At 54.2% G+C, this 25,932-nt stretch carries 29 protein-coding genes; 21 read left to right on the plus strand and 8 right to left on the minus strand.

What is annotated here, in order from left to right:
• Positions 1-149 precede the first annotated feature (149 nt).
• From LN341_RS01230 to LN341_RS01255, 6 genes are all read left to right on the plus strand, one after another.
• The gene (locus LN341_RS01230) at positions 150-2,498 is read left to right on the plus strand and encodes an ExeM/NucH family extracellular endonuclease (protein ID WP_234203886.1); all 2,349 of its coding nucleotides are present in this window, start codon (positions 150-152) and stop codon (positions 2,496-2,498) included.
• A gap of 105 nt (positions 2,499-2,603) precedes the next feature.
• Entirely contained in the window at positions 2,604-3,179 is a 576-nt protein-coding gene (locus LN341_RS01235; protein WP_234203887.1) for an aminodeoxychorismate/anthranilate synthase component II, read from the plus strand.
• 419 nt (positions 3,180-3,598) lie between these two features.
• Positions 3,599-4,816: an aspartate aminotransferase family protein gene (locus tag LN341_RS01240; RefSeq protein ID WP_046220321.1), complete on the plus strand. Its 1,218-nt coding sequence runs from the start codon at positions 3,599-3,601 to the stop codon at positions 4,814-4,816.
• Between the two features lie 136 nt (positions 4,817-4,952).
• A complete protein-coding gene (astA, locus tag LN341_RS01245) occupies positions 4,953-5,969 on the plus strand; it encodes an arginine N-succinyltransferase (RefSeq protein ID WP_046220320.1) in 1,017 nt (338 codons plus the stop codon).
• Between the two features lie 17 nt (positions 5,970-5,986).
• Entirely contained in the window at positions 5,987-7,444 is a 1,458-nt protein-coding gene (astD, locus tag LN341_RS01250) for a succinylglutamate-semialdehyde dehydrogenase (RefSeq protein WP_234203888.1), read from the plus strand.
• A 38-nt stretch (positions 7,445-7,482) separates the two neighbouring features.
• Positions 7,483-8,277, plus strand: a complete 795-nt coding sequence (locus tag LN341_RS01255) for a DUF1338 domain-containing protein (protein WP_046220318.1) — start codon at positions 7,483-7,485, stop codon at positions 8,275-8,277.
• Between the two features lie 73 nt (positions 8,278-8,350).
• Here the strand turns inward: LN341_RS01255 and LN341_RS01260 are convergent, their stop codons facing one another.
• Positions 8,351-8,560: a hypothetical protein gene (locus LN341_RS01260; protein WP_046220317.1), complete on the minus strand. Its 210-nt coding sequence runs from the start codon at positions 8,558-8,560 to the stop codon at positions 8,351-8,353.
• A gap of 179 nt (positions 8,561-8,739) precedes the next feature.
• Positions 8,740-9,372: a cAMP-activated global transcriptional regulator CRP gene (gene crp, locus LN341_RS01265; protein ID WP_027250650.1), complete on the minus strand. Its 633-nt coding sequence runs from the start codon at positions 9,370-9,372 to the stop codon at positions 8,740-8,742.
• A 274-nt stretch (positions 9,373-9,646) separates the two neighbouring features.
• Between crp and LN341_RS01270 the strand changes: the two genes are divergently transcribed.
• The 3 genes from LN341_RS01270 (at position 9,647) to LN341_RS01280 (ending at position 11,322) form a co-directional block, all read left to right on the plus strand.
• Positions 9,647-10,051, plus strand: coding sequence for an OsmC family protein (locus tag LN341_RS01270; protein ID WP_234203889.1), 405 nt, complete (start codon positions 9,647-9,649; stop codon positions 10,049-10,051).
• A 53-nt stretch (positions 10,052-10,104) separates the two neighbouring features.
• On the plus strand, positions 10,105-10,326 hold the full coding sequence (locus LN341_RS01275) for a YheU family protein (protein WP_234203890.1): 222 nt from the start codon (positions 10,105-10,107) through the stop codon (positions 10,324-10,326).
• Between the two features lie 126 nt (positions 10,327-10,452).
• Positions 10,453-11,322 (plus strand): phosphoribulokinase, encoded by an 870-nt coding sequence (locus tag LN341_RS01280; RefSeq protein WP_027250653.1) that lies wholly within the window; start codon positions 10,453-10,455, stop codon positions 11,320-11,322.
• Positions 11,323-11,361: 39 nt separating this feature from the next.
• Here the strand turns inward: LN341_RS01280 and LN341_RS01285 are convergent, their stop codons facing one another.
• Both LN341_RS01285 and LN341_RS01290 read right to left on the minus strand, forming a co-directional pair.
• Positions 11,362-12,333, minus strand: a complete 972-nt coding sequence (locus tag LN341_RS01285) for a hydrolase (RefSeq protein WP_234203891.1) — start codon at positions 12,331-12,333, stop codon at positions 11,362-11,364.
• Between the two features lie 11 nt (positions 12,334-12,344).
• Complete coding sequence (locus LN341_RS01290) at positions 12,345-13,745, minus strand: PLP-dependent aminotransferase family protein (RefSeq protein ID WP_234203892.1); 1,401 nt, start codon at positions 13,743-13,745, stop codon at positions 12,345-12,347.
• A gap of 129 nt (positions 13,746-13,874) precedes the next feature.
• Here LN341_RS01290 and LN341_RS01295 point away from each other — a divergent pair, with 129 nt between their 5' ends.
• The gene (locus tag LN341_RS01295; RefSeq protein WP_234203893.1) at positions 13,875-14,477 is read left to right on the plus strand and encodes a LysE family translocator; all 603 of its coding nucleotides are present in this window, start codon (positions 13,875-13,877) and stop codon (positions 14,475-14,477) included.
• Between the two features lie 42 nt (positions 14,478-14,519).
• Here LN341_RS01295 and LN341_RS01300 read toward each other — a convergent pair whose 3' ends face one another.
• Both LN341_RS01300 and LN341_RS01305 read right to left on the minus strand, forming a co-directional pair.
• Positions 14,520-14,993, minus strand: coding sequence for a TIGR02444 family protein (locus LN341_RS01300; protein WP_234203894.1), 474 nt, complete (start codon positions 14,991-14,993; stop codon positions 14,520-14,522).
• Positions 14,980-16,908, minus strand: a complete 1,929-nt coding sequence (locus LN341_RS01305) for an ABC transporter ATP-binding protein (protein WP_234203895.1) — start codon at positions 16,906-16,908, stop codon at positions 14,980-14,982. The genes LN341_RS01300 and LN341_RS01305 overlap by 14 nt, the downstream gene beginning before the upstream one ends.
• 241 nt (positions 16,909-17,149) lie before the next feature.
• Between LN341_RS01305 and kefG the strand changes: the two genes are divergently transcribed.
• From kefG to slyD, 4 genes are all read left to right on the plus strand, one after another.
• Complete coding sequence (gene kefG, locus LN341_RS01310; protein ID WP_046220310.1) at positions 17,150-17,725, plus strand: glutathione-regulated potassium-efflux system ancillary protein KefG; 576 nt, start codon at positions 17,150-17,152, stop codon at positions 17,723-17,725.
• Complete coding sequence (gene kefB / locus LN341_RS01315) at positions 17,715-19,520, plus strand: glutathione-regulated potassium-efflux system protein KefB (protein WP_046220309.1); 1,806 nt, start codon at positions 17,715-17,717, stop codon at positions 19,518-19,520. The genes kefG and kefB overlap by 11 nt, the downstream gene beginning before the upstream one ends.
• A 44-nt stretch (positions 19,521-19,564) precedes the next feature.
• Complete coding sequence (locus LN341_RS01320; RefSeq protein ID WP_046220308.1) at positions 19,565-19,774, plus strand: YheV family putative zinc ribbon protein; 210 nt, start codon at positions 19,565-19,567, stop codon at positions 19,772-19,774.
• Between the two features lie 86 nt (positions 19,775-19,860).
• Entirely contained in the window at positions 19,861-20,394 is a 534-nt protein-coding gene (gene slyD, locus LN341_RS01325; RefSeq protein WP_046220307.1) for a peptidylprolyl isomerase, read from the plus strand.
• Between the two features lie 83 nt (positions 20,395-20,477).
• On the opposite strand, the gene LN341_RS01330 is transcribed toward slyD, so the two are convergent.
• Positions 20,478-20,702 carry a SlyX family protein gene (locus LN341_RS01330; RefSeq protein ID WP_046220306.1) on the minus strand — a complete coding sequence of 75 codons (225 nt, stop codon included), beginning with the start codon at positions 20,700-20,702 and terminating at the stop codon, positions 20,478-20,480.
• 27 nt (positions 20,703-20,729) lie between these two features.
• Positions 20,730-21,710 carry a WD40 repeat domain-containing protein gene (locus LN341_RS01335; protein ID WP_234203896.1) on the minus strand — a complete coding sequence of 327 codons (981 nt, stop codon included), beginning with the start codon at positions 21,708-21,710 and terminating at the stop codon, positions 20,730-20,732.
• Between the two features lie 192 nt (positions 21,711-21,902).
• Here LN341_RS01335 and fkpA point away from each other — a divergent pair, with 192 nt between their 5' ends.
• From fkpA to rpsG, 7 genes are all read left to right on the plus strand, one after another.
• Positions 21,903-22,712: an FKBP-type peptidyl-prolyl cis-trans isomerase gene (fkpA, locus tag LN341_RS01340; protein ID WP_234204815.1), complete on the plus strand. Its 810-nt coding sequence runs from the start codon at positions 21,903-21,905 to the stop codon at positions 22,710-22,712.
• A 255-nt stretch (positions 22,713-22,967) separates the two neighbouring features.
• Positions 22,968-23,657: a transcriptional regulator gene (locus tag LN341_RS01345; RefSeq protein WP_370643724.1), complete on the plus strand. Its 690-nt coding sequence runs from the start codon at positions 22,968-22,970 to the stop codon at positions 23,655-23,657.
• On the plus strand, positions 23,654-24,046 hold the full coding sequence (gene tusD / locus LN341_RS01350; protein WP_046220303.1) for a sulfurtransferase complex subunit TusD: 393 nt from the start codon (positions 23,654-23,656) through the stop codon (positions 24,044-24,046). The genes LN341_RS01345 and tusD overlap by 4 nt, the downstream gene beginning before the upstream one ends.
• 14 nt (positions 24,047-24,060) lie before the next feature.
• Positions 24,061-24,417, plus strand: a complete 357-nt coding sequence (gene tusC / locus LN341_RS01355; RefSeq protein ID WP_162836565.1) for a sulfurtransferase complex subunit TusC — start codon at positions 24,061-24,063, stop codon at positions 24,415-24,417.
• Positions 24,418-24,527: 110 nt separating this feature from the next.
• Positions 24,528-24,764, plus strand: a complete 237-nt coding sequence (tusB, locus tag LN341_RS01360; RefSeq protein ID WP_234203897.1) for a sulfurtransferase complex subunit TusB — start codon at positions 24,528-24,530, stop codon at positions 24,762-24,764.
• A gap of 179 nt (positions 24,765-24,943) precedes the next feature.
• Positions 24,944-25,318 (plus strand): 30S ribosomal protein S12, encoded by a 375-nt coding sequence (gene rpsL, locus LN341_RS01365; protein ID WP_004399892.1) that lies wholly within the window; start codon positions 24,944-24,946, stop codon positions 25,316-25,318.
• Between the two features lie 98 nt (positions 25,319-25,416).
• Positions 25,417-25,887, plus strand: a complete 471-nt coding sequence (rpsG, locus tag LN341_RS01370; RefSeq protein ID WP_027250668.1) for a 30S ribosomal protein S7 — start codon at positions 25,417-25,419, stop codon at positions 25,885-25,887.
• The last annotated feature ends 45 nt before the right edge of the window (positions 25,888-25,932 follow it).

Here is a 25,932-nt window from a genome sequence, read left to right on the forward strand (position 1 = left end):
CTTATTTTTAGAGTAAGATCACTAAAATGACGTCACAAGATGCATATGTGTAGTGTTTGTTAAATCTGTCACATTTATGAGATGTATGCCTGTTAAATAATGCATTCCTTTTTAGATATAGCTCTCAGTAAATGTAAAGGATTGCAGACATGTTACGAACCACACTTTTGCCATTGGCTGCTGCGATGGGCTTATTGCCTGCGCAGGCAATGGCCGACACCTTTCGCTGTGACACGCAAACCCTGACCCCGATTTATCAACTGCAGGGAGACGGCCTCAAGAGCCCTGTCATTCCTGACGGCCAGTACACCAGCCCGGATGCCTATTACGTGCGCGGAGTGGTGACGGCCAAAGCGACCAGCCTGTATAAAGGCTTCTTCATCCAGGATCCGCAGGGGGACGCCAACCCGGATACTTCTGACGGTATCTTTGTCTACACTGGTGGCAAGGTGGCCGCGGACGTGCAGCCGGGCATGACGGTGTGCCTCAAAGCCAGAGTCAAAGAGCACTATGAGCTGACGCAGTTACTGGCCGAGCAGGACCAGCTGGTGATTGAAGCCCCGGGCGTTGTACCGGCACCGGTTGCCATTAGCGTCAGAGACGGTGAGCAGCTGGCCGATGCCATGGAGCGCTATGAAGGCATGCGTGTCCGGCTGGTGGCAGACAGCCAGCTGAAAGTGACCCGCAATTTTGGTTTCGATTATGCCTCGTACCGTAACAATATGGTGCTGTCCCACGCTGCGCCGTTAATGAAACCCACCCAGCTCTATGTGGCCGGCAGCGAGCAAGCCAAAGCCCTGGCGGCGGCGAATGATCGCAATCAGCTCTATATTGACACGGATGCCAAAGCACCGGATGGCGTGATGCCTTATTTTCCGGGTCTGGATGCCGAGCAGGGCTATGTTCGGGTCGGCGATACGGTTGTGAACCTTGAAGGGGTGATCGGCTACAGCTACGGCGAATACCGTCTGATCCCGACGAATACGATTTCAGCGGCTGATTTTATTCACCACGATGATCGTACCTTAGCCCCACAGTCGGTGCCGGAGACGCAGCTGAAAGTCGCCAGTTTTAACGTGCTCAACTTCTTCACCAGCGACAGCGATATCGGCGGTCCGCTCAATGCCAGATGTAAAGATCAGGCCGATGCCGATGTAGCCAAGGGCTGTAACCGTGGTGCCAAAACCCTGAGTGATTTCCAGCTGCAGCGCAGCAAGATAGTCAATGCGCTCACTGCCATGGATGCCGATATCGTCGGCATCATGGAAATGGAAAACAACGGCTTTGGTGCTGACAGTGCGCTGGCCAATCTGGTCAGCACGCTGAACCAGCAGTTCAGTGATCCGGCGGATCACTATCGCTTCATCACCATTGAGCAGGCTGACATGCACCAGGAGCAGTTTCTCGGGACAGACGCTATTACTGTGGCGTTGATCTACCGTCCGGCCAAAGCAGAACCGGCTCAGGCGGCTCAGGTGATCCGACTGCCCAAGCAGCAACTGACCGGGACTAATCCGCAAGGCGAGGTCAAAGATCTGGAGGTCTTCCAGCGCGACAGCCTGATGCAGTCCTTTACGGTGAAAGGCGTTCAGGGGGCCAAACCGCTGACTGTGGTGGTGAATCACCTGAAATCCAAAGGCTCAGGTTGCTATGAAGACTGGGTCCGCGGCGAGTTTGACAGCGATCCGGCTGATTTGCAGGGCCACTGTAATGCGTTCCGGGTCTCTGCCGCGATGGTGTTGTCAGATAAACTGAAAAATATCGACGGCGATCTGCTGGTACTGGGCGATATGAATGCCTACGGCAAGGAAGATCCGATCCGTATCCTGACCGACTATGATCCGGTCAGTGCCGAGCGCAAAATCGTGTCGGCGTCCGGCACCTCAGTAGCCGGCAAGGTGCTGCATGAGCAGGGTATCGAAGCGGGCAAAGGACTGGGTCTGGTGAATCTGGCCGACAAAGGCCACGACACGCCGGCTTATTCCTACAGCTACGAGGGCGAGCTGGGCAGCCTGGACCACGCGCTGGCCAATGCATCACTGGCTGAGAAAGTGGCCGGAGTCGAAGAATGGCACATTAATTCGGTCGAAAGTACCTTGTTCGAATACTCAAGCCAGCACACCGGAGATCTGGTGAAATCGACCGGGCCTTATTCGGCCTCAGATCATGATCCCATTGTGGTCAGTCTGCGCTATCCACAGCCGGATAACCGCGGTTTCCAGCTGACCTTCAAAAACAAGAGTCCCCATCCTGTCTATCCGGTGTTCAATCGCTGGTACTGGGACAGCACGCAAACTTGGCTGATGCCGGGCAAGCAGCGCCGCTACCGGGAGGACAATCGCTTCTTAAACCATGTCGGCATTGGTGCCGGCGATCAGGTCAGCCTGAGTCTGCTGGCATACGGGGTGTTCGAAGTACCTTGCAGCTACGCGCCGCTGCGCTTAACCGGCCGCCTGAAAGCTGTGTATAACGGTGACAGCTGTCAGATGAAGCACTGATCCCGCGCTTTTGACGCCAAAAAGGCCGGCAGGAGCCAATCCTGCTTGCCTTTCTCTCTCTCTGTTGCAAAATAGGGCGCCGATTTTGCCAGGGCAGGGATCCTTATGCTGTTGATCATTGATAATTACGACTCTTTTACCTACAACCTGTACCAGTATTTCTGTGAGCTGGGCGCTGAGGTGAAGGTGGTCCGTAATGACGAGATTGATCTGGCGGGGATTACCGCACTGGCGCCTTCCCATCTGGTGATTTCCCCCGGCCCGTGTACCCCGGATGATGCCGGGATCTCGCTGGCGGCGATTGCTCATTTTGCGGGTAAACTGCCGATTCTTGGCGTCTGCCTCGGGCATCAGTCGATGGCGCAGGTCTTTGGTGCCAAAGTGGTGCGCGCCCGGCAAGTCATGCACGGTAAAACCTCTCCGGTGCGACACAACAACCGCAGTGTGTTTTGCGGCCTGAATAATCCCCTGACGGTCACCCGCTATCACTCGCTGGTGGTACAACCCGATACGCTGCCGGACTGTTTCGAAGTGACAGCATGGACAGAAAAAGACGGCAAGCCGGATGAGATCATGGGCATCAGCCATCGCACTCTGCCGCTGGAAGGGGTTCAGTTCCACCCGGAAAGCATTCTCACAGAACAAGGGCATCAGTTGCTGGCCAATTTTCTGCGTCGCTGATACCGGCTTTTCTCTCTCTTTTTTATCTTTTCTAATTTTACTTTTTCGCTGTCAGGCCTTGTCAAATGTGGCCTGGCTAATGACCTATTAGTCTTACTAATGGGTGTTTTGGGCGTTTTTGGCTGTCTCACAAGCGCGATCTGTATCACTTTTCTTAACATTGGCCAAAAAATATTCATCCGGCCTTTGTCGCAAGCTTATGCATTTCGTCAAATCATGCGCAGGGGCATTGATTCCTACAGGGAAAAACACCTTTCCTTAAAATCGTCTTAATAAGTTTTCCTTACTCACGCATAAATATGTATCCATGGCAGTTATATGACGCACTTTCCGCAAAGGAAAAACATTTTCTGCTATTGGAATCGGTTAATATTATGTAAATACTATGCGCAAAGCGATATACACAGAAGGAAAGTATAATGGCGACGGATCAAAAAGTAGGACGTCAAACCTTTGATGAGGTCATGGTACCTTGTTATGCCCCAATGCAAATCATCCCGGTGAAAGGGAAAGGTGCCCGTGTATGGGACCAGGATGACCGTGAGTACATCGATTTCGCCGGTGGTATCGCGGTGAGCTGCTTGGGCCATTGTCACCCGGCTATGGTGTCAGCTCTGAAAGAGCAGGGTGAAAAGATTTGGCACCTGAGCAACGTCATGACCAATGAGCCGGCCCTGCGTCTGGCGAAAAAACTGACCGAAGTCAGCTTTGCTGAGAAAGTCTTCTTTGCCAACTCGGGCGCCGAAGCAAACGAAGCCGCGCTGAAACTGGCGCGCCGTTACGCGGCTGATAAATTCGGCCCGGAAAAAGATGAAATCATCGCCTTTAAACAAGGTTTCCACGGCCGTACTTTCTTCACTGTGACCGTGGGTGGTCAGGCTGCGTATTCTGACGGCTTCGGTCCAAAACCTCAGGCGGTGACGCACCTGCCGTATAACGATCTTGAAGCGCTGGCAGCACATATCTCTGATCGCACCTGTGCGGTGATGATGGAGCCGCTGCAGGGCGAGGGCGGTATCGTTTCTCCGACCAAAGAATTTATCCAGGGCGTGCGTGAGTTGTGTGACAAACACAATGCCCTGCTGGTGTTTGATGAGGTACAGACAGGGAACGGCCGTACGGGTGAGTTCTATGCGTATCAGGGTCTGGGCGTGACGCCGGACATCCTGAGCACAGCGAAATCGCTGGGTGGCGGTTTCCCGATTGGCGCGATGCTGACCACCACTGAGCTGGCGCAGCACCTGAAAGTGGGGACTCACGGTTCAACCTATGGCGGTAACCCGCTGGCGTGTGCCGTGGCTGAGGCTGTGGTTGACGAAGTCAGCAAGCCGGAAGTCCTGGCTGGTGTGAAAGAGCGCGAGCAGTGGTTCCGTGACGGGATTGAGAAAATCAATGCTCAGTACCCTATCTTCGCTGAAGTCCGTGGTAAGGGTCTGCTACTGGGCGCAGCCCTGAATGAAGCCTGGCAGGGCCGTGCACGTGATGTGCTGCTGGCGGCCGGTGAAGAAGGCCTGATGGTCCTGGTTGCCGGTACCAATGTGGTGCGTTTCACGCCATCGCTGGTGATTGAAAAATCGGATGTCGAAGAAGGTATGGCGCGTCTGGAACGTGCGATTGCCAAGCTGTACAACCAATAATAAGACAAGGGCAGGCGCACGAGCTTGCCCTGCTTGCTGCCCCGGGGATCGCCCGGGGCCGCTGTTAGAAGAGTCAGAAATAACAGATATTCAGAGTTAGCAACCTGTGTTGCTACCTGCATCAGGAGGGAGTTCGATGCTGGTTATACGTCCAATTACAAAAGCGGATTTGCCTGCACTGATGACGTGCGCCGATGAATCAGGCCACGGATTCACATCATTGCCGGTTAATGAGGAGATCCTCAGCAATCGGATCGCTCATTCAGTTGAAAGCTTTAATAAAGACGTCACTGCACCGGGTCCGGAAGGCTACCTCATGGTAGCGGAAGACACTGAGACAGGCGAAATTGCCGGGACGACAGCGCTGGAAGCCGCGGTCGGACTGGATAACCCATTCTATACTTATCACCTCAGCACACTGGTTCATAATTCACATCATCTGGATGTACATAAAGTGCTGAAGGTACTGACGTTCGGTAATGACTACACGGGTGTCAGTGAGCTATGTACCTTATTCCTGCGCCCGCAATGGCGTCAGGGACTGAACGGAAAACTGCTCTCCAAGTGCCGTTTTCTGATGCTGGCCGAACATCGTCATCGTTTCTCGGACACTGTGATTGCCGAAATGCGCGGCGTGTCAGATGAACAGGGAAATTCCCCGTTCTGGGAATGGCTGAAAGAGCACTTTTTCTCGATTGATTTCGTTGAAGCCGATTACCTGACAGGGATTGGCAAAAAAGAATTTATTGCTGATCTGATGCCGAAACTGCCGATTTACGTCAACCTGCTGAGCAAAGAAGCGCAGGCAGTGATTGGCCAGGTGCACGACAATACGCGTCCGGCGCTAAAATTGCTGGAAGCGGAAGGATTCGTTAACCGTGGCTATGTGGACATTTTTGATGCTGGCCCCACGGTGGAATGCGATCTGCGCCATATTGAGTCTGTCCGTGCATCTCAGCGCTGTACGGTTGAGATCGGCGAACATCACAGCTCGCATAATTACATCATCAGTAATACCCGTTTTGCCGGTTTCCGTGCAACGGTTGGTAAAGCGGCACTGGATGGTGAACGTAATCTGGCCATCATTTCTCCGGAAATGGCCAAGGTGTTAGAAGTGAAAAACGGGGATCAGGTTCGCCTGATTGCTCAATAACTAGGGTGGAATACAAGATGACACAATGGATTGCAGGTAACTGGCAAGCCGGTCAGGGTGAAGCGATGCAATCGCTGAATCCATTCAGCGGTGAAGTGATCTGGGAAGGTAAGAGTGCTACAACCGAGCAGGTTGAGCAGGCTGTGGCCAGTGCGCGTCAGGCGCTGATGACCTGGCGTCATACCCGACTGGAAGAGCGTCAGGCGATCGTTGAGCGCTTCGCTGCCCTGGTCAAAGACAACAGCGAGCACATTGCCCGCACAATCGCTGAAGAAACCGGTAAACCGCTGTGGGAAACGCGCACTGAAGCTGGCGCCATGGTGGGTAAGATTGCCATTTCTCTGCGTGCTTACAATGAGCGTACCGGCGAGCGTGAAAAAGACGTCGCGGGCACCAAAGCCGTCCTGCGTCACCGTCCGCTGGGCGTGATGGCGGTATTCGGGCCGTATAATTTCCCGGGTCACCTGCCTAACGGTCACATTGTTCCTGCGCTGCTGGCGGGGAACACTGTGGTGTTCAAACCTTCGGATCTGACACCAAAAGTCGCGGAAGAAACCGTCAAACTGTGGGAACAGGCGGGTTTGCCTGCCGGTGTACTGAACCTGGTTCAGGGCGCGCGGGCGACCGGTGAAGCGCTGGCGCAGTCGGCCGGTATCGACGGCCTGCTGTTTACCGGTAGTGCCAATACCGGTCATATCCTGCACCGTCAGTTTGCCGGTCAGCCGGGCAAAATGCTGGCGCTGGAGATGGGCGGCAACAACCCGATGGTCATCTCCAAGGCCTATGGCGATCTGAAATCCACTGTATACACCATCATCCAGTCGGCTTTCATCAGTGCCGGCCAGCGTTGTACCTGTGCCCGCCGCCTGTACGTGCCAGAAGGCGCGGAAGGGGACGCCCTGATTGCAGCACTGGTCGAAGCGACCAAAGCCATCAATGTGGACGGCCCGTTTGCCGAGCCGCAGCCGTTTATGGGACCGCAAATTTCTGTCGCCGCCGCGGACAACATTATTGCCGCGCAGGAGCGTCTGCTTGCTATGGGTGGTGAATCTCTGCTGAAAGCCGCGCGTGGCCAGGGCGCTGTCGTCACGCCTGGGATTATCGAAGTCAGCAAGATTGCCGAATTGCCGGACGAAGAATATTTCGGTCCGCTGCTGCAGGTGGCGCGTTACCAGGAGCTGCCTCAGGCGGTCGAGATGGCCAACAACACCCGTTATGGCCTGTCGGCCGGTCTGGTCTCGACTGATGACAGTGAGTGGGAATATTTCATCGATCATATCCGTGCGGGCGTCGTCAACCGTAACCGCCAGTTGACCGGTGCCAGCGGCGATGCGCCGTTCGGTGGTCCGGGTGCCTCGGGCAACCTGCGTCCGAGTGCGTACTACGCTGCGGATTACTGTGCTTACCCGATGGCATCGATGGAAGGTGAGGCAACCGAACTGCCGGCACAACTGTCGCCAGGAATTCAACTGTAACTCATACATAACCCGTATTTTCGAAGGGGAACCGCATCATGGAAAGAGTGGAAAAATTGTTTGATGCCCTGTGGCAGGACTTTACGACCCGTCTGTGCCCGTCAGCGGCGCAGGTGCACGATCTGCTGACAGAGGAAGAGCCTCTGCAAAACGATCATATTGCGCTGCGCACCTTTAATCTGCCGGGTGTCAGTCTGGATGTTCTGGCGGCACCGTTTATCGCCATTGGTTACAAGCCGTGCGGCACCTACCATTTCGAGCAGAAGAAACTGTACGCTGAGCACTTCGAGCACCCGAATCCGGCTGCCCCGAAAGTGTTTATCAGTGAACTGCTGGTCGGTCAGTGCTCTGCCCAATTGCAAAACACGGTGCGTGCGCTGGTCAAGCAGATCCCTGAGGGTGCAATGAAGGATGCGTCCTTCCTCTATGGCGGCCGTTTGTGGGAGCTGGACTTTGCAACCTATGAAATGCTGGCTGCGGAAAGCGAGTATGCCGGTTGGGTTGCCGCCCACGGTTACGGTGCCAATCACTTTACCGTGAGCGTCAATCAGCTGGAGCAGTTTACCGAAGTGGCGGCAGTGAACAGCCTGCTGCGGCACAACGGGTTCAGCATCAATGAATCTGGCGGTGAGGTGAAGGGCAATCCGGAAGTGATGCTGGAGCAATCCTCGACCATGGCGGATCGTGTGGATGTGTCCTTTACTGATGGCGTACGCACCATTCCTGGCGGTTTCTATGAGTTCGCCAAGCGCTATCCGCAGGCAGACGGGGAGCTTTATCCGGGCTTTGTCGAAGCGTCAGCCGATAAAATCTTCGAAAGTACCAATATGTGATTCAGCCATGCTGAAATGCACGTAAAACAGCGGCCTTCGGGTCGCTGTTTTTTTATGTCTGAAATGCCTGATGTCAGTGCTGCTGATCCAAGGGCAGCATCCAGGCCTCGTTGTCACGACTCAAGATGCCCGAGTGCAGACCGGATTCTTGCTCCAGTAACTGGCGCGGCGACTGAAACCCTGTCATTTCTACTGATGCTGTCAGGAAACGGCCCAGAGTGACCACAGGACGGGGCGGCACCTGGCTGTGCTGCGCATTCGGGGCAAAACGTTCGATATCCATATCACTACATCCACATAAAACTGATATGCCAAATGTAGCAGTAGGATGCAGGAAGGCAACTGAAAAACTGTGAGGTCACTAGAGGAACCTGATGTAAAGCGGGTCCGGAGATTCAAATGCAAGAAAAGCCGCACAGGCGGCTTTTCTGATACTCACAATGGCTGCATCACAGCAGGTGATCAGCGTGTGCCGTAAACCACGATGGTTTTACCGTGGGCAGAAATCAGGTTCTGCTCTTCCAGCATCTTCAGGATGCGGCCAACGGTTTCACGGGAGCAGCCAACAATCTGACCGATTTCCTGACGGGTGATTTTGATTTGCATCCCGTCCGGGTGAGTCATCGCATCTGGCTGTTTGGCCAGATTCAGCAGTGTCTGGGCAATACGACCGGTCACATCCAGGAACGCCAGGTCGCCAACTTTCTGGCTGGTGACTTGCAGACGGCGCGCCATCTGCGCAGACAGGCGCATCAGAATGTCCGGGTTGACCTGAATCAGCTGGCGGAATTTCTTAAAGGAAATCTCAGCCACTTCACATGGTGTTTTTGCACGAACCCAGGCAGTACGCTCCTGGCCTTCTTCAAACAGGCCAAGCTCACCGATGAAGTCGCCCTGGTTGAGGTAGGACAGAATCATCTCTTTGCCTTCTTCGTCCTTGATAAGAACGGCAACGGAGCCTTTAACAATGTAGTAGAGGGTCTCCGCTTTCTCGCCAGCGTGGATCAGTGTACTCTTTGAAGGGTACTTATGAATGTGGCAATGAGAAAGGAACCACTCCAAGGTTGGATCTGTTTGCGGTTTACCTGGAACCATATTACTAACTTCCTCTGCAGTGTGTTGCCCAACAACGTCATTCCTTGAATTGGTGTTGGGTATAACAATATCATTGTTTGCCAACTAGGATATTCAGTCAACGGCTGGGCTGCAAGCGCATGTGAACATTCAGTCCAAGAGTTTAACTTTTTTCGGCACGCATTGCTTGATATTGGGTGACGATAAATGCACATTTTGGACGCATTACTGTGCACATGATCACACAGTTGTGACTTAGTTTTTAAATGCGGGTTTGAGGAGTAAGGAGCATCGCATGCAATCACGTGTTAAATGGGTAGAAGGTTTGACTTTTGTCGGCCAGTCAAACTCGGGCCACAGTGTGGTCATGGACGGTAACGGCGGCAAAACGGCGCCGAGTCCGATGGAACTGGTGCTAATGGCGGCTGGCGGTTGCAGCTCTGTCGATGTGGTTGACGGCCTGAAAAGTGCCGGTCAGGCCATCACCGCCTGTGAAGCCAACATCACCTCAGAGCGCCGCGAGCAGGCACCGCGTTATTTCACCTCCGCCAATCTGCATTTCGTGGTGACCGGTCATGATCTGGATGACGCGCTGGTGGCCAAAGCGGTTGGTGATTCGCTGGAAAAATACTGCTCTGTGTGCCTGATGCTGGGTAAAGGGGTCACCCTGACCCATTCTTATGAAATCGTCGCCGCTTAAGGGTGGTTCGGGAAAGCCGTACCGGTTTTCCCACTTATTTTTCGGTGAGCAGTATGATCGTTCCCTGGCAAGAATTAGACCCCGAGACACTCAATAACCTGATCGAGCATTTTGTGCTGCGTGAAGGCACGGATTATGGCGACCGGGAGCTGAGTCTGGCCCAGAAAGTGGCCAAAGTCAGACAGCAACTGGATAACGGAGAGGCAGTGATTCTGTTCTCGGAACTGCACGAAACGGTTGATATTAAACTGCGCCGGTCACTTCGCACAGAATAAAGCTGCCATAATGAAAAGCGGCAGCAGAAAACGGAAGCTGGCGCTGACTGGCAGGGCTGCAAGCTTGACTGCTTGCATTCACCCTGTTAATAACTGATTCCGTTAGGATTAACGACAAGGTATGTCATGTCTGCAAAACACCCGATCATTGCAGTAACAGGTTCCTCCGGAGCAGGGACGTCCACCACCTCGGAAGCCTTCCGTAAAATGTTTAACATGCTGAACATTCATGCGGCCTGGCTGGAAGGAGACAGTTTCCACCGGTTCACCCGACCTGAAATGGATGTGGAGATCCGCAAAGCCAAAGAGCAAGGCCGTCATATCAGCTATTTTGGCCCGCAGGCCAACGATTTTGCTCAGTTGGGCAACTTTTTCCGCCAGTATGGCGAAGATGGCAGCGGCAAGTTTCGCCGTTACCTGCACACCTTTGACGAGGCGGTGCCCTATAACCAAATGCCGGGTACATTCACCCCCTGGCAGGATCTGCCGGAAAATACTGATCTGCTGTTTTATGAAGGGCTCCATGGCGGTGTTGTGGACGGCGATGTCAACGTGGCGCAGCATGTCGATTTGCTGATTGGCATGGTGCCGATTGTCAACCTGGAATGGATCCAGAAAATCGTCCGCGATACCCGGGATCGCGGCCATTCCCGTGAGGCGGTGATGGAGTCGATTGTCCGCTCAATGGATGATTACCTCAATTACATCACGCCACAGTTTTCCCGGACCCATATCAACTTTCAGCGGGTGCCGACCGTGGATACCTCAAATCCGGTCAGTGCCAAAGCGATCCCCAGTCTGGACGAGAGTTTTGTGGTGATCCGTTTTCGCGGTATCAAGAACGTGGATTTCCCCTATCTGCTGGCGATGATCCAGGGCTCTTTTATGTCGCGCCACAATACATTGGTGGTGCCGGGCGGTAAAATGAGCTTTGCAATGGAGCTGATCATGCGACCGCTGATCCAGCAATTGATTGATACCGGTAAGATAGGTTAAGCGAGATAAAATAACGCCTGAGTTCAGGCGTTATTTTTTTTATGCGCCCAGTTTATCCCGAAACCAGGCCGGCACTGTGTGATCCAGCCAGAAGACCGGTTCCCGCCAGGTGCCGCTGATAAAGCCGACGTGGCCGCCATGTCGGGTCAGATGATAATCAATGTGCGCTGGCAGAGGCTGTCTGGGGATCACGGCCTCAGTCATAAAAGGGTCATCGGCAGCATGAATCACCCGCAGTGGCGTTTTCACCTGAGACAGCTTACCCAGCCCGCTACAGCGCTGGTAATAGTCCTCTGCATTACTGAAACCGTGTAAGGGTGCAGTGACGGCATCGTCAAACTGGCGCAGCGAACGGAGCGCTGTGATCTGCTCACTCTGAAATGGCAGTACCTCGGGTAAGACGGCCATTTTTTTCAGCATATTCTTCTTCATGGAACCCAGCAGGTAACGCTGGTAGACCCGCGAAAATCCTTGCTGTATCCGGTCGGAACAGGCCGCCAGATCCAAAGGTGGTGAGATGACCTGAGCGGCAGTAAGCTCAGAGACTTCACCGGTTTCAGCAAGATAATTGACCAGCATATTTCCCCCCAGTGAGACACCGACGGCCAGCAGCGGATTGTGAGGAAAACGTTCCCGAAGATGCCGGATGAAGAAGGTGGCATCTGAGGTTTCCCCTGAATGATAGCTTCTCGGCTGGCGGTTCACTTCGCCGCTGCAGCCGCGAAAATGCATCATCACGCCCAGCCAGCCCTGCTGCCTGGCAGCAAACAGCAGGCTGTGGGCGTAGGGGCTGCGAAAACTGCCTTCCAGACCGTGAAAGAGGATCATGACAGGGCTCTGTGCCGGGTGGTGAGAGGGCGTATCGGTCCAGACCAGATCGAGGAAATCATCATCCGGGGTCAGAATACGCTCTGTTAGCGGCTCGAACTGCGCCTGACGGCGAATCATCCGCGGCAGAATGGTTTGTAGATGGGCGTTACGCAGGCCAGCGGCAGGCTCAAAATGATACATCGGCTTCTTCCTCACAGCGGAAAATCAGGATATGGCTCCTGAGCCAGCAGCTCAGCCAGGATCGCCAGACCTTGTTCAAGTTTATCATGACTGTGCGGCGCGCTGACGGCCAGACGCACGGCCTGGGGGATCGTCGAGCCGGGCGGCGTAAACAGCTCGGCTGATTTGACGATCACGTCTCTCGCTTCGGCGGCCGAGACAAAGTCGCTCAAGCGCCAGTGGTCGGGCAGCGTGAGCCAGGCGTGGAAACTCTGTGCGTGATGTTGAATGTGATAGGGTTGCAGATAGCGCTCGAGCAACAACTTTCGCTGCCCCATATCTTGCCGGATCGTGGTTAACAGCCGGTCGGCATCGCCCTGACGGATCAGTTCGCAGGCCAGGGCACTGAGCAGCGGGCTGATCATCAGGCAGTGATGGTGCAGCGCTGTGTTCAGTCGGTCCTGATATTTGCCCGGCACCTGGATATACCCCAGCCGCAATCCCGGGGCGAGGCATTTCGACAGGCTGCCGAAGTGGATCACCTGTTCACGGTCGAGATTGACCAGCGGCGGCGGGGCGTCGACCGGCAGCAGGCCATTGACATCATCTTCAATCACCAGCACCTGATGACGGCGGCATACCGCCAGAATCGCTTCGCGCCTTTCCCGGCTCATGGTGGCGGTGGTCGGATTTTGCAGCGTCGGTGTGCAGTAAAGCATCCGGGGCTGATACAGGCGGCAGGCTGCGTCCAGACTCTCAGGGATCAGCCCTTGCTCGTCCATCTCGACCGCTTTGACATTGAGTTGCATCTGGCGGGCCAGCCCGAGAAAACCGGGATAAACCAGGTTCTCCGTCAGCAAAGTATCGCCGCTGCGGCAGAATACAGACAGTACCAGCTGAATGGCATGCTGCGCCCCGGAGGTGAAATGCATCCGCGTCGGATCGATCTCAATGCCATGGCGGTTCAGCCAGTGGCAAATCATGTCTCTGTGTTCACTCAGTCCTTGCGGAGCCTGATACAGCATCAGGTGGTTGAGCTGTTCGGCCTGCTGCGAGAGCGTCTGCATGGCCTGGGCCAGCGGTGCTGAGCGGTCGACATAAGGCGGGATGTTATAGCCCAGATTGCACTCATCCGGTGTCTGCGTGGGGTAACTGAACACCCAGCCCGGGCGGTGACTCGGACAGACGTATGTGCCGGCGCCCACTCTGGCTTCCAGCAGTCCCCGGCGTTCAGCTTCGGCATAGGCGCGGGTAATGGTCCCGACGGTCACTCCCAGCGTATCGGCCATGGCTCTGTGTGTCGGCAGCTTATCACCGGGGGCCAACTGGCCGGATTCAATCAGATGTGCCAGGGTCTCGGCCAGACGGCGGTATTTGGGTAGCCCGTCTTCCCCCCGAGCGAAAAAATCTTGCTGAATTGTCTCGATTGTCATGGTGACAATAAATCCTTTGATCGCAAATCTTCCTCTTGATAGTCTGCATTTTGACCACTTTGGTGGGAATAAAGCAAGTGTAAATTAAAATTGTACCGATACAATCGGGTGTGAATCACGGAGTGGCAGATGAACCTGGAATGGCAATTTTTGATCTCACTGGCCGCATTTGCGGCCACGATGACCGGAACTCCCGGACCGAACAATATGATGGTGACAGCCTCGGGGGCCAATTTTGGCTACTGGCGTACTGTGCCGCACATGCTGGGCATCGGCGGGGGGCTGGTGAGTATGATTCTGCTGGTGGCGGCTGGGCTGGGGGTGCTTTTTGAGCGCTACCCTGTGTTGCATGAAGCCCTGCGCTGGCTTGGCAGTGCCTATTTACTGTATCTGGCCTGGAAGATTGCTGCTGCCGGAGGAAGGCTGCAGACCGAAGACAGTGATGCCAGACCGATGTCGTTTTTCGCCGCGGCCTTGTTTCAGTATGTGAACCCTAAAGCCTGGATGATGTCGGTGACGGCAATCAGTACCTTTACCATGAGCGGGGAAGGCTACTGGGGGTCTGCGGCGGCGGTGGCCCTGATTTTCTTTGTGGTGGGCTTTCCCTGCGTCTCACTCTGGGCCGGATTCGGCACTATGATTGGCCGTTGGCTGAATCAGCCGAAAGCCAGACAGATTTTCAATCTGGTGATGGGCGCGCTGACCGCGGGTTGTGTGGTGATGATATGGTAAGGCAGCCAGGCTGCCTTGTTCATGCTGTGTTTCCCGCGCTGGTCAGCCGCGGATCGCTGTGGTCAGGCTGCCGGCATTCAGCTGCTGGCAGTACTGAGCCAGATTGTCGGCAGGTGGCGGCAGCGCTGCTCTGGCCTGTTGTGCCTGATGGTTCAGACAGCGGATCAGATCCTGCTGCTGGTTTTGCTCCAGCAGCAGCTCAAAGTCCAGCATTTGCTGGTAGCCTGGCTGGTCGAGCTGAGGTTTCAGCGCGCGGCGCAGATGACGGTAGGCTGTCAGTTGGCCGTCGCTCGCGGTCAGCGCTTTATTGAGCTGGCGGATCTCTGTTTCTGATAAGGGATACTGCTGGCTGTCCAGCCAGAGCAGTAACAAGGCCAGATTGACGTTCCCCTGAAAATCGTCCTGAAGCTGCAGGCAGGCCTGGCTGACCCCGCCCAGACTGTAGTGCTGCAGGCAAAAACGCCAGAACTGATCCGGCTGAAAAGGCTGGCCGGCATAGTGTTCAGAATTTGGCATTGAAGTCCTGCTCCATCGTTTCTAACTGCTCGTGCAGTTCCATCCATTCCATTTCAACCTCTTCCAAAGCGGCTTTTGCCTGGCTCTGATCAAGCAGTGTCTGGTTGAGTTGAGTTTTGTTGTCCGCTTCATAGATGCTGGGATCAGACAAGGCGGCTTCCGCTGTCGCCAGCGACTGGCCGAGTTTTTCCATCTTAGCTTCCAGTTTTTCAACCTGTTTACGCAGCGGCGCAGTCTGTTTGCGGAATTCCGCCTCCAGACGTTTGAGCTCTTTGCGGGAAGCCGCGCTGTTATCTTTACTGACGGTGTCCGGCTTGCTGGCCTGCTGCTCGCGGCGCTCGGTGCGCTGCTGCTCCGCCAGCCATTTGTGGTAATCATTGAGATCGCCATCAAACGGTTCGACTTTTTTGTCGTGCACCAGATACAAATCATCCGTGGTGGCGCGCAGCAGATAACGATCGTGGCTGACGATGACCATCGCCCCTTCAAAGGACTGCAGGGCCAGCGTCAGCGCCTGACGCATGTCGAGATCCAAGTGGTTGGTCGGTTCATCCAGCAGCAGCAGGTTCGGGCGCTGCCAGACAATCAGTGCCAGAACCAGACGGGCTTTTTCTCCCCCGGAAAAGGGGCCAACCAGATCCAGTGCCTTGTCGCCTTTGAAGCCAAAACTGCCGAGGTAGTCACGCAGTTGCTGTTCTGTCGCTTCCGGTGCCAGGCGGTTCATGTGCTGCAGTGGGGTTTCATCCAGGCGCAGGGTTTCCAGCTGGTGCTGGGCAAAATAACCGATTTTCACCCCTTGCGAGTAAGTCAGCTCACCGGCCTGCACCGCCAGTTCACCTGAAAGTAATTTGATCAGGGTGGATTTACCGGCACCGTTACGGCCCAGCAGACCAATTCGGCTGCCCGGTACCAGATTAAGGCGGATCTTATCCAGGATCGATGTCTCACCATAACCGGCTGCGACCTGATCCATCATCATAATCGGGTTGGGCAGTGAATCCGGCTCGCGGAATTCAAAGCTGAACGGGTTGTCGAACTGGGCGGGCAGTACCTTTTCCAGACGCTCCAGCGCCTTGATCCGGCTTTGCGCCTGACGGGCTTTACTGGCTTTATAGCGAAAGCGATCGATATAAGACTGCATGTGCGACATTTGCTTTTGCTGCTTCTGATACATCGACTGCTGCAGGATCAGTTTTTCCGCCCGCTGGTTCTCAAATGACGAGTAATTGCCCGTGTATTCATTCAGCCGCTGATTTTCGACATGAATAATGCGGTTGACGACCGGGTCAAGGAAATCGCGGTCATGGGAAATCAGAACCAGAGTGCCCCGGTAATTTTGCAGCCATTTTTCCAGCCACAAGACGGCATCCAGATCCAGGTGGTTGGTGGGTTCGTCGAGCAGCAGCAGATCTGAGCGGCACAGCAAGGCCTGCGCCAGATTAAGACGCATCCGCCAGCCACCGGAAAACTGAGTCAGGTTCCAGTCCATCTGAGCCTGAGAAAAGCCCAGGCCATCGAGCAGCTCGGACGCCCGGGCTTTGATGCTGTAACCGCCAATCGCGTCGATCTGGTCGTGCAGCAGGGCAACCTTGTTACCGTCATCGGCCAGCTCTGCCGCCTGCAGTGCCTGTTCCAGCTGGCGGTATTCGCGGTCACCGTCAATCACATAATCCAGTGCGGTGCGTGCTAAAGCCGGTGTTTCCTGGGCCACCCAGGCCAGCTCCCAGTGCGACGGGACAGCATGTTGCCCGGCATCAACGGTCAGCTCGTTTTTGATCAGCGCAAACAGCGTAGATTTCCCGCAGCCATTCTTGCCCACCAGTCCGACTTTATCGCCAGGATGAATAGTGGCTGTTGCCTGATCCAAAAGGACATTTCCGCCCCTGAGTAATTGAATATCAGAAAAAGTGATCATCGCCTGTTACTACCGGCTGTTGCCGCTCCACAACAAATAGGTTTCTGGTGCGGCAGTCTATACTAAACCTCGGTCAACTGCGAACAAGGCCGGAGTCCCGGGAACGGGCAGCGATGTATTTTGCTGTTGAAATCTCAGGAATTAAGCGATCTTTTGGCGCAATAATTCGGTATGATGTTTCAAGAGCCGGGACATCCCGTGAATGCTCATGATGTTACTCAGGGAAATGAGGATCAGGCCTATGGAGCACGCCCCACCACGTATTCTGCTGATTTACGCGCATCCGGACCCCGATGCGTCGGTTGCCAATAAAGCCATGCTCTCTGCGGTGGCGAATCTGCCTCATGTGACGTTCCACGACCTGTACGGCAAGTATCCGGACTTTTTTATCGATATTACCTATGAGCGTGCCTTGCTGGCCCAGCATGATATTTTGGTTTTTCAGCATCCTTTATATATGTATTCCTGTCCGTCTTTGCTCAAAGAATGGATCGATGTGGTGCTCAGCAAAGGGTTTGCTCACGGGGATGGCCGGGCAACCAAGGGCAAATACTGGCGTTCAGTGATCACCACGGGCGGGGCGGCGGAAGCTTATACACCGGACGGGTATAACCGCAGTAGCGTGGACGATATCCTCAAGCCGTTTGAACTGACCGCTGAGCTGTGCCAGATGCACTGGATACCACCTCTGGTGCTGCACTGGGCGCGGCGGGTACCGGATGCCGAACGGCGCGAACATGCACAGTTGTACCGGGAGTGGCTGAACGCGCCACTGGCCGGCGTCGACGCGGGCCGGGAGAAGCGTTATGGCGTCTGATGTATTGAGTGCCGGGGTGGTGTTTCTGGCGGCGGCCGTGGTGGCTGTGCCGGTGGCCCAGCGTCTCGGACTGGGATCGGTTTTGGGCTATCTGCTGGCCGGGATCGGGATTGGTCCCTGGGGTCTGGGGCTGATCAATGATGTGGAAGAAGTGCTGCATTTTTCCGAGTTCGGGGTTGTGCTGCTGCTGTTTCTGATTGGACTGGAGCTGAACCCCAGCAAACTCTGGCAGATGCGACAACCCATTCTGGGCTTGGGCGGCAGTCAGGTGGTCTTGACCAGTTTAGTGATTGCCTCTCTGGTACTGGTGTGCGGACAATTTGTCGGCGCGGTGGATTGGCGGGTCGCCCTGGTAATCGGAATGGGGCTGGCGTTATCTTCCACTGCAATAGCCCTGCGGATCATTGAAGAGCAGGGCATCGGCGGCTCGCAAACCGGGCAGTCTGGCTTTGCTGTACTGCTGTTTCAGGATATCGCGGTGATCCCTATGCTCGCCGTGTTGCCTCTGCTGGCAGGCAGCGATGGTGGCACCTGGCTCGATTTAGGCGCGATGGTGGCAGGCATCGCCGTCTTGCTGGTTGGCGGTCATTTCCTGCTGCGGCCTTTGTTTCGCTGGGTGGTGATGTCCGGGGTGCGCGAGCTCTTTACCGTTACAGCGTTGCTGCTGGTGATAGGGATTGCACTGGGGATGGAAATTCTCGGCCTGTCGATGGCACTGGGCACTTTTCTGGCCGGGGTGCTGCTGGCGGAAAGCGAATACCGCCATGAGCTTGAAATTGCCATCGAGCCGTTTAAGGGCTTGCTGCTCGGCCTGTTTTTTATCTCTGTCGGTATGGCGGTGAATCTCGGTCTGTTGCTGGAATACCCGTTACAGATTCTGGCTGCGGTCGTGGCTTTGGTCGTGGTTAAGGGCTTCATTCTGTATTTGCTGGCCCGGCTGTTCGGCATTCAGGCCAAGTCGCGCAGTCAGATGGCGGCGATCCTCAGTCAGGGGGGTGAGTTTGCTTTTGTGCTCTTTACTGCTGCACGCAGCGAAGGGCTGTTAGCGGCGGATCTGAGCAGCTTTTTGCTGGTGGTGGTCAGCCTGTCGATGATGACCACACCGCTGATCTTACGGCTGCAGGACAAATGGTTCGTCCGTACGTTTAAGGCTGAAGCCAGCCATGAGCCGGAGTCGGATGTGGTTGATCGCGAACCCAGGGTGATCATTACCGGGTTTGGCCGTTTTGGTCAGGTTGTTGGCAGGTTGCTGTTTGCCAATAAAATCCGGGTCACCATCCTGGAACGGGATCCCAGTCAGATTCAGTTTCTGCGTAAGTTCGGCTACAAGGTGTATTATGGCGATGCCAGCCAGCTCGATTTACTGCGGGCGGCGGGGGCAGAAAAAGCAGAGGCCATTATTATCTGTACCGACAATCCGGAAGAGGTGATGCAGGTGGTTGCGCTTTGCCAGCAGCATTTTCCGCGCCTGAAAATACTGGCCCGTGCCCGCAGCCGGGTGGAAGCGCACCAGCTGCTCAGCCATGGCGTGGAAAGGTTTTCTCGTGAAACCTTTGCCGGCGCGCTGGATCTGGGACGTCAGGCACTGGTTGCACTGGGCATGCATCCCTACAAAGCCAAACGGGCAGAAGCACATTTTCGGAAATTAGATACCACCGCCTTGCGGGACTTATTGCCCCAGCATTCAGAAGATGTTCACTTAGCCTCCCGGGCCAGAGAAGCCCGGAAAGAGCTGGAAGAGATCTTCGATCGTGAAATGCGGGGCGAACGCGAACGACATAATGGCTGGGACTGACCGATAGTCGGTCAGCACAACCCGGCAGCAGCAGGAAAGGAACCATGAGTAAGAAACGTTTTATTGCCGGGGCTGTGTGTCCGGCATGTCAGCAGCAGGACACCCTGCGCTGGTGGGTGGAAAACGAGGTCGAGAAAGTCGAGTGTGTGGCTTGCCATCATACGGATACACGGCTGCCGAAATCGGTTGAAGACAGTCAACATGTGGCGGGCACAGCCTCAGAGCAGGTGATCGGCATCTTCAAGCCGGAATAACACGATCGCTGCGAACAAAATTGGCGTCATCGCGGGCTGATCCGGTATGATGGCGGATTAAATCCCTGCTCAAATTCGGAGTAAACATGAAAGTCGCTAAAGACACAGTAGTAAGCCTGGCTTATCAAGTGAAAACGGAAGAGGGCGTCGTTGTTGATCAGTCAACCACGGATGCACCACTTGATTATCTGCATGGCCACAACAACCTGATTGTCGGCCTGGAAAAAGCACTGGAAGGCCGCGAAGTCGGCGACAAATTCGAAGTGACTGTGGCCCCGGAAGAGGCTTACGGCGAGCACCATGACGAAATGGTTCAGCGCGTACCGGCTGAAGTCTTCCAGGGTGTGGATGAAATCACAGTGGGAATGCGTTTCCTGGCAGATACGGATCAGGGGCCAATCCCTGTTGAAGTCACTGAAGTTGACGGTGATGAAGTCGTGGTTGACGGCAACCACATGCTGGCGGGCCAGACACTGACGTTCGACGTGGAAATCGTTGCCACTCGTGCGGCGACTGAAGATGAGATCGCGCACGGCCATATTCATCAGGAAGGCGGTTGTGGTCACGACCATGATCACGATCACGACCACGACCACGATGGCGGTTGCTGTAACCACTAAGTCATCGCGTCATGACGACAAAACGGGAAGCTCAGGCTTCCCGTTTTTTGTTGCTGCTGTCTATCTGCGTTTGCTGTGCGGTCTCAGTAATGCGGAGGCGGCGTCTCTTCGCTTTCACTGGCGAGATTGGAGACCTGAGAGCCTTGTACCTTACCGGCTAGATAGCGCAGTTGTACCTGCATTTTGTCGATCAGAAATTGCTGCTGGGTCAATGCGGTATTCAGCTCTTCAATGGTCTGTTCCTGAAAAGCCTGTTTCATTTCCAGCTCATCAATCTGCGCCTGTAGCTTTTGTTCAATATCTGTCATGGTTCATGTCGCTGCGGTTAGCTGTGTTCAGTCAGTGAGATACCAGTCCTGGGCGATGCCGGCTGAGCTGCCTGAGCGAACATCCCCCTCTGGTGTGATGGCCACATCATACACCACCGCCGACCCCGGACGCTCGTTTTCTTGCGTGGCGGCTTGCCAGTAGGCGGCTCTCTCACCGGTTGCGGTGTGCCACAGTTCTACTCGCTTGGAGGGACTGCCTGTGGCCAGATAACGCCCGTCATCGGAAAAGCGTGCACTGGAAAAATTTTGCTGTCGCAGGCGTATGGCCAGAGCAGCTTGCTGGTGACCATCGGACAGATCCCAGACAAATGCCTGATTACCGCTGTCTGCGGTGAAAGCCAGCTTGCCGTCTCGCTGCAAGGCAACCTGGTTGACTCGCGTCGGGTGTTCAAACCGATAGAGAATCTGACCGCTGACTGTATCCCAGAAGTAGGCCTGGTTGTCATCCCCGCCGGAGAGCGCATATCGGCCGTTGGGGGAGAGGGCGACGGCATTGACTTTTTCTCTGTGAGCGAGGAACTCCAAGCGTCTGCCGTTGCCCAAGTCGACGTACAGGGCTTTACCGTTAGAGAGCGCCAGCAGGATCTGTTTGCCGTCATTGGCGATCGCGACATCTCGGATGATGCCGTCGGAGACAGACCACAATCCCTGAGCCTGGCTCCAGGCCAGATCCCACACCGCAAAGTTTTGTGCGGTTACGGTAATGGCAAACCGCTGATTGTCGGATATCTCACTGTTTGTCACGGTTGTGTGATGTGGGTCTTGAGAACCTAAATCAGCTAACTTTTTGTTTTGCTGTAGATCCCAGAGCACGATACCTTGTTGGACTGAATAAAATAACGCAAAGCGACCATCCCGGCTCAGGCTGAATGTGGTGGCACCGTCAGCGGCAAGATCCCAGCGCTGGCGTTCCGGGCCTGAAATATCGCAACCGGTCAGCGTAAAGAGTGCCAGAATGAAAGTTGCTGCTAAAAATGATTGGCGCATGGATCGTACTTTCCGTTTGAAGACTATTGCGTTCCGACTGTGACGCATTTGTGTCCGACGCAGTGAATGACGGTAAGAAAATAGTTGGTATTAGTATATTGATATGGCATGGTTTTAACATAGCTGTGTAGAACCTTGCGTAAAATTAAGAGCTTAGACTCTGAATAAATGGAGAGATACATGAAACCAGTTCTGAAACCAGTTCTAAAAATGTCTGTGTTGGCAGCAACGATTCTGCTGGCGGTCGGCTGTCAGGATGAGAAAACTTCAGCACCGGCAGAGACGGCTGAGCCAGCAGCAGTAGAGCAGCCGGCTGCGACAGAAGCAGCAAAGGCATTTGAGTCTGATGATCAGAAAGCGGCTTATGCGATTGGGGCTTCACTGGCGCAATACCTGTCGGCGAACCTGGAACAGCAAAAAGAGCTGGGTCTGGATCTGAAAAAAGAAGATGTGCTGGCGGGGGTCACTGATGTCTTTGCCGGTAACAGCCGTATGAGCCAGGAAGAGACTCAGCAGGCGCTGCAGGATCTGGATCAGCGTGTTTCTGACATGATGACGACCAAAGCCAAAGAAGAAGCAGAGAAGAACACCAAAGCCGGTGATGACTTCCGGGCGGAATTCGAAAAGCAGGAAGGCGTGAAGAAAACTGAATCAGGCCTGTTGTATCAGGTGGAGACTCAAGGCGAAGGTGAGATGCCAAAAGCCACCGACACAGTGCAAGTGCACTATAGCGGTACGCTGATTGACGGCACGGAATTTGACAGCTCATACAAGCGCAACCAACCTGCCACTTTCCCGCTGAACCAGGTCATTCCGGGCTGGACGGAAGGCGTGCAGCTGATGCCGGTCGGTTCTAAGTTCAAGTTTGTCATTCCGCCAGAGCTGGCTTACGGTTCACAAGCGAACCCAAGTATTCCGGCAAACTCCACCCTGGTATTTGAGGTTGAGTTGCTGGATATCGTCAAAGCGGAACAGGACGCAGAAGCGACGGCTGATCAGTAAGCATTGCTTCAAGTGAGACCTTCGAGCCCGGCAAATGCCGGGCTTTTTGCATTTACAGCGCTGATTTAGGATCATTTTTGTGCGCTGCAAATTTCATTTTCTGAAGACCTGTTTTCATATTCTGATAAACTTGCAAGCAAGAATTGATTTTTTCCCCGTTTCGTTGAAACCGAAGTTTGCCTTCAAGAGCTGCGAATCGGGAACAAGCAAGGAAGACTGAAAGTGGTATCGACCGATAATTTTGGCACTGAAGTCATGGTGGAAAGTGACTTAATTGAAACCCGTACTTTTACTGAGCACGATTTTGTTATATTGCGCTCATACGAAGCTGTGGTTGATGGACTGGCCACCCTGATCGGGCCATTTTGCGAAATTGTGTTGCATTCTCTGGCTGATCTGAACACCTCGGCGATTAAAATTGCCAATGGCGAAAATACCGGCCGCAAAGTGGGCTCGCCGATCACTGATCTGGCGCTGCGCATGCTGCGTGACATTGAAGGATCAGAGCGCAATTTTTCCCGCGCCTACTTCACCCGCGCCAAGGGTGGTGCACTGATGAAATCTATCACGATTGCAATTCGCAATGCGGATGACAATATCATCGGTTTGCTGTGTATCAACGTGAACCTGGATGCCCCTTTTTCTCAGATTCTGCAGTCTTTTATGCCGACCGATGAGGCCAAGCACGCCGCCTCCAGTGTGAACTTTGCCAGCGACGTCGATGAGCTGGTGGATCAAACCGTCGAGCGCACCATTGAAGAAATCAATGCCGATAAGAATGTCTCGAATAATGCCAAAAACCGTCAGATCGTCATGGAGCTGTACGATAAAGGCATCTTCGATATTAAGGATGCGATTAACCGGGTGGCTGATCGTCTGAATATCTCCAAGCACACCGTCTACTTATATATCCGCCAGCGCAAGACAGAGGATGGCGAAAAATGAGCCTGACGTTTGCCCTGGTGGTGGATGGCCCGGCCTATGGCTCCCAAAATGCCCGCAGCGCCTACCAGTTTGCTCAGGCTGTCCTCGCCAGTGGGCACAGGTTGCAGCGGGTATTTTTCTACCAGGATGGTGTACACAATGGTTCGGCACTGACTGCCCCGGCCTCGGATGAGTTCGATTTACTGGCCGCCTGGCAGCATTTGGCTACCGAGCACCAGGTTGAATTGCAAACCTGCGTCGCCGCAGCCTTACGTCGTGGCGTGGTCAGCGAGCTCGAAGCCAGCCAGAATGCACTGCCGGGCCATAATCTGGCCGAAGGTTTTGAACAGGCCGGACTGGGCGGGCTGGCAGAAGTGTTATTGAGCGCTGATCGCGTGATTCAGTTTTAACCGCCCCGGGAAGTATTATGTCTGTCGGATTTGTTTTCAGAACTGTGCCACATGGCCAAAACAGCGGTCGTGAGGGGTTGGACGCTGTACTGGCAACGTCAGCTTACAGTGAGGAACTGCAACTCTTCTTTCTCGGCGATGGGGTATGGCAACTTGTCAAAGGCCAGCAAGGGGAAGCGGTGCTGGGGCGTGAATACAGTGCGGCGTTTAAAATGCTGTCACTGTACGATCTTGAAGAGGTGTTCGTGTGCGCCGAATCGATGGCTGAGCGCGGGCTTACACGGGATGATTTATTGATCGAGGCGGAGTTACTGCCGCCACAGGAGCTCACAGCCAGACTTCACCGCTGCCAGAAAATTCTCAGTTACTAATTATTCAGCGACTCACTTTTCAGTATCAGTACGGCGTTCAGCGTTCGGGACCTTCTATGTTACACATGATTTTTTCTTCTCCCTTTCAAAATCGGGCATTGCAGCAGTGTATGGCTCAGCTTTTACCCGGTGATGAAATTCTATTGCTGCAAGATGGCGTTGTCGCCGCCACGGCACCGGGGCAGCTTGAATCTGTCTTAACACAAGGGGTGGCAGTCTACGCTCTGGACACTGACTTACTGGCCAGAGGCCTTGCTGGGCGGGTGGTCAGTGAGGTTGAAGTGATAGACCACAACAGGTTTGTTGAGCTCACGGTATGCCATCCTAACTGTATGAAATGGGCCTGAATCAGGCCGGCTGGAAAGGATTCAACCAGCCGTAAAGCGGGTGGTTAAGAAATGATCATTGGTGTGATCGCTGTATAGATCTTGACACCTTATAGCCCGACGCCTAAAATTTCGCGTCCTCCTGTTGTTGGGAGGCAGATTTTTCACCTTTACGAAAGTAAATAATCAGGAGCTATTTAATGGCAACTATTAACCAGCTGGTACGCAAACCACGTGCAAAGCAAGTTGTTAAGAGCAACGTGCCTGCGCTAGAAGCGTGTCCACAAAAGCGTGGTGTATGTACTCGTGTATACACTACTACTCCAAAAAAACCAAACTCCGCACTGCGTAAAGTATGTCGTGTACGTCTGACCAATGGTTTTGAAGTCACTTCATACATCGGCGGTGAAGGCCACAACCTGCAAGAGCACAGTGTTGTTCTGATCCGTGGTGGTCGTGTTAAAGACCTTCCAGGTGTGCGTTACCACACTGTTCGTGGTGCACTCGACTGTGCGGGTGTTAACGATCGTAAACAAGGTCGTTCTAAGTACGGTGTGAAGCGTCCTAAGTCTTAATGGAATCCGTTAAGTAAGGCCAAACACTAAATTATTTGTAATTTTGAAAAAACTGAAAAGTTTTGGATAAAACCTGAAGAAGACAACGGAGAATTTCCATGCCACGTCGTCGCGTAATTGGTCAGCGTAAGATCCTTCCAGATCCTAAATTCAAATCTGAATTGCTGGCAAAATTCGTCAACATCCTGATGGTTGACGGTAAGAAATCTACTGCAGAGAAAATTGTTTACACTGCACTGGATTCAATGGCTGAGCGCTCTGGTGAAGAGCACCTGTCAATTTTCGAAAAAGCTCTTGATAACGTTCGCCCAGCGGTAGAGGTTAAATCTCGCCGTGTTGGTGGTTCAACTTACCAGGTACCAGTAGAAGTACGTCCTGTGCGTCGTAATGCTCTGGCTATGCGTTGGTTGGTTGAAGCTGCGCGTAAGCGTGGTGAAAAATCTATGGCTGCTCGCCTGGCTGCTGAAATGCTGGACGCTGCCGACAACAAAGGTTCTGCTGTTAAGAAACGTGAAGACGTTCACCGTATGGCAGAAGCGAACAAAGCGTTCGCACACTACCGCTGGTAATTTCATTATTACCGCTTGGGCGCAGCAGGCTTGTCCTGCTGCGCC

The sequence above is a fragment of the Photobacterium sp. TLY01 genome, assembly GCF_021432065.1.
Lineage (GTDB): Bacteria > Pseudomonadota > Gammaproteobacteria > Enterobacterales > Vibrionaceae > Photobacterium > Photobacterium halotolerans_A.

Excerpts from the sequence above, each read along its gene's own strand:
- astA (WP_046220320.1), top strand. The coding sequence starts at position 4,953 with ATGCTGGTTATACGTCCAATTACAAAAGCGGATTTGCCTGCACTGATG.
- LN341_RS01285 (WP_234203891.1), bottom strand. The coding sequence starts at position 12,333 with ATGTATCATTTTGAGCCTGCCGCTGGCCTGCGTAACGCCCATCTACAA.
- LN341_RS01275 (WP_234203890.1), top strand. The coding sequence starts at position 10,105 with ATGATCGTTCCCTGGCAAGAATTAGACCCCGAGACACTCAATAACCTG.
- kefG (WP_046220310.1), top strand. The coding sequence starts at position 17,150 with ATGGAGCACGCCCCACCACGTATTCTGCTGATTTACGCGCATCCGGAC.
- LN341_RS01290 (WP_234203892.1), bottom strand. The coding sequence starts at position 13,745 with ATGACAATCGAGACAATTCAGCAAGATTTTTTCGCTCGGGGGGAAGAC.
- LN341_RS01235 (WP_234203887.1), top strand. The coding sequence starts at position 2,604 with ATGCTGTTGATCATTGATAATTACGACTCTTTTACCTACAACCTGTAC.
- LN341_RS01320 (WP_046220308.1), top strand. The coding sequence starts at position 19,565 with ATGAGTAAGAAACGTTTTATTGCCGGGGCTGTGTGTCCGGCATGTCAG.
- LN341_RS01280 (WP_027250653.1), top strand. The coding sequence starts at position 10,453 with ATGTCTGCAAAACACCCGATCATTGCAGTAACAGGTTCCTCCGGAGCA.
- tusB (WP_234203897.1), top strand. The coding sequence starts at position 24,528 with ATGGCTCAGCTTTTACCCGGTGATGAAATTCTATTGCTGCAAGATGGC.
- slyD (WP_046220307.1), top strand. The coding sequence starts at position 19,861 with ATGAAAGTCGCTAAAGACACAGTAGTAAGCCTGGCTTATCAAGTGAAA.
- LN341_RS01345 (WP_370643724.1), top strand. The coding sequence starts at position 22,968 with ATGGTGGAAAGTGACTTAATTGAAACCCGTACTTTTACTGAGCACGAT.
- LN341_RS01240 (WP_046220321.1), top strand. The coding sequence starts at position 3,599 with ATGGCGACGGATCAAAAAGTAGGACGTCAAACCTTTGATGAGGTCATG.
- LN341_RS01270 (WP_234203889.1), top strand. The coding sequence starts at position 9,647 with ATGCAATCACGTGTTAAATGGGTAGAAGGTTTGACTTTTGTCGGCCAG.
- LN341_RS01305 (WP_234203895.1), bottom strand. The coding sequence starts at position 16,908 with ATGATCACTTTTTCTGATATTCAATTACTCAGGGGCGGAAATGTCCTT.
- kefB (WP_046220309.1), top strand. The coding sequence starts at position 17,715 with ATGGCGTCTGATGTATTGAGTGCCGGGGTGGTGTTTCTGGCGGCGGCC.
- LN341_RS01260 (WP_046220317.1), bottom strand. The coding sequence starts at position 8,560 with ATGGATATCGAACGTTTTGCCCCGAATGCGCAGCACAGCCAGGTGCCG.
- LN341_RS01230 (WP_234203886.1), top strand. The coding sequence starts at position 150 with ATGTTACGAACCACACTTTTGCCATTGGCTGCTGCGATGGGCTTATTG.
- rpsG (WP_027250668.1), top strand. The coding sequence starts at position 25,417 with ATGCCACGTCGTCGCGTAATTGGTCAGCGTAAGATCCTTCCAGATCCT.
- LN341_RS01255 (WP_046220318.1), top strand. The coding sequence starts at position 7,483 with ATGGAAAGAGTGGAAAAATTGTTTGATGCCCTGTGGCAGGACTTTACG.
- LN341_RS01330 (WP_046220306.1), bottom strand. The coding sequence starts at position 20,702 with ATGACAGATATTGAACAAAAGCTACAGGCGCAGATTGATGAGCTGGAA.
- rpsL (WP_004399892.1), top strand. The coding sequence starts at position 24,944 with ATGGCAACTATTAACCAGCTGGTACGCAAACCACGTGCAAAGCAAGTT.
- crp (WP_027250650.1), bottom strand. The coding sequence starts at position 9,372 with ATGGTTCCAGGTAAACCGCAAACAGATCCAACCTTGGAGTGGTTCCTT.
- astD (WP_234203888.1), top strand. The coding sequence starts at position 5,987 with ATGACACAATGGATTGCAGGTAACTGGCAAGCCGGTCAGGGTGAAGCG.
- LN341_RS01335 (WP_234203896.1), bottom strand. The coding sequence starts at position 21,710 with ATGCGCCAATCATTTTTAGCAGCAACTTTCATTCTGGCACTCTTTACG.
- tusD (WP_046220303.1), top strand. The coding sequence starts at position 23,654 with ATGAGCCTGACGTTTGCCCTGGTGGTGGATGGCCCGGCCTATGGCTCC.
- LN341_RS01300 (WP_234203894.1), bottom strand. The coding sequence starts at position 14,993 with ATGCCAAATTCTGAACACTATGCCGGCCAGCCTTTTCAGCCGGATCAG.
- LN341_RS01295 (WP_234203893.1), top strand. The coding sequence starts at position 13,875 with ATGAACCTGGAATGGCAATTTTTGATCTCACTGGCCGCATTTGCGGCC.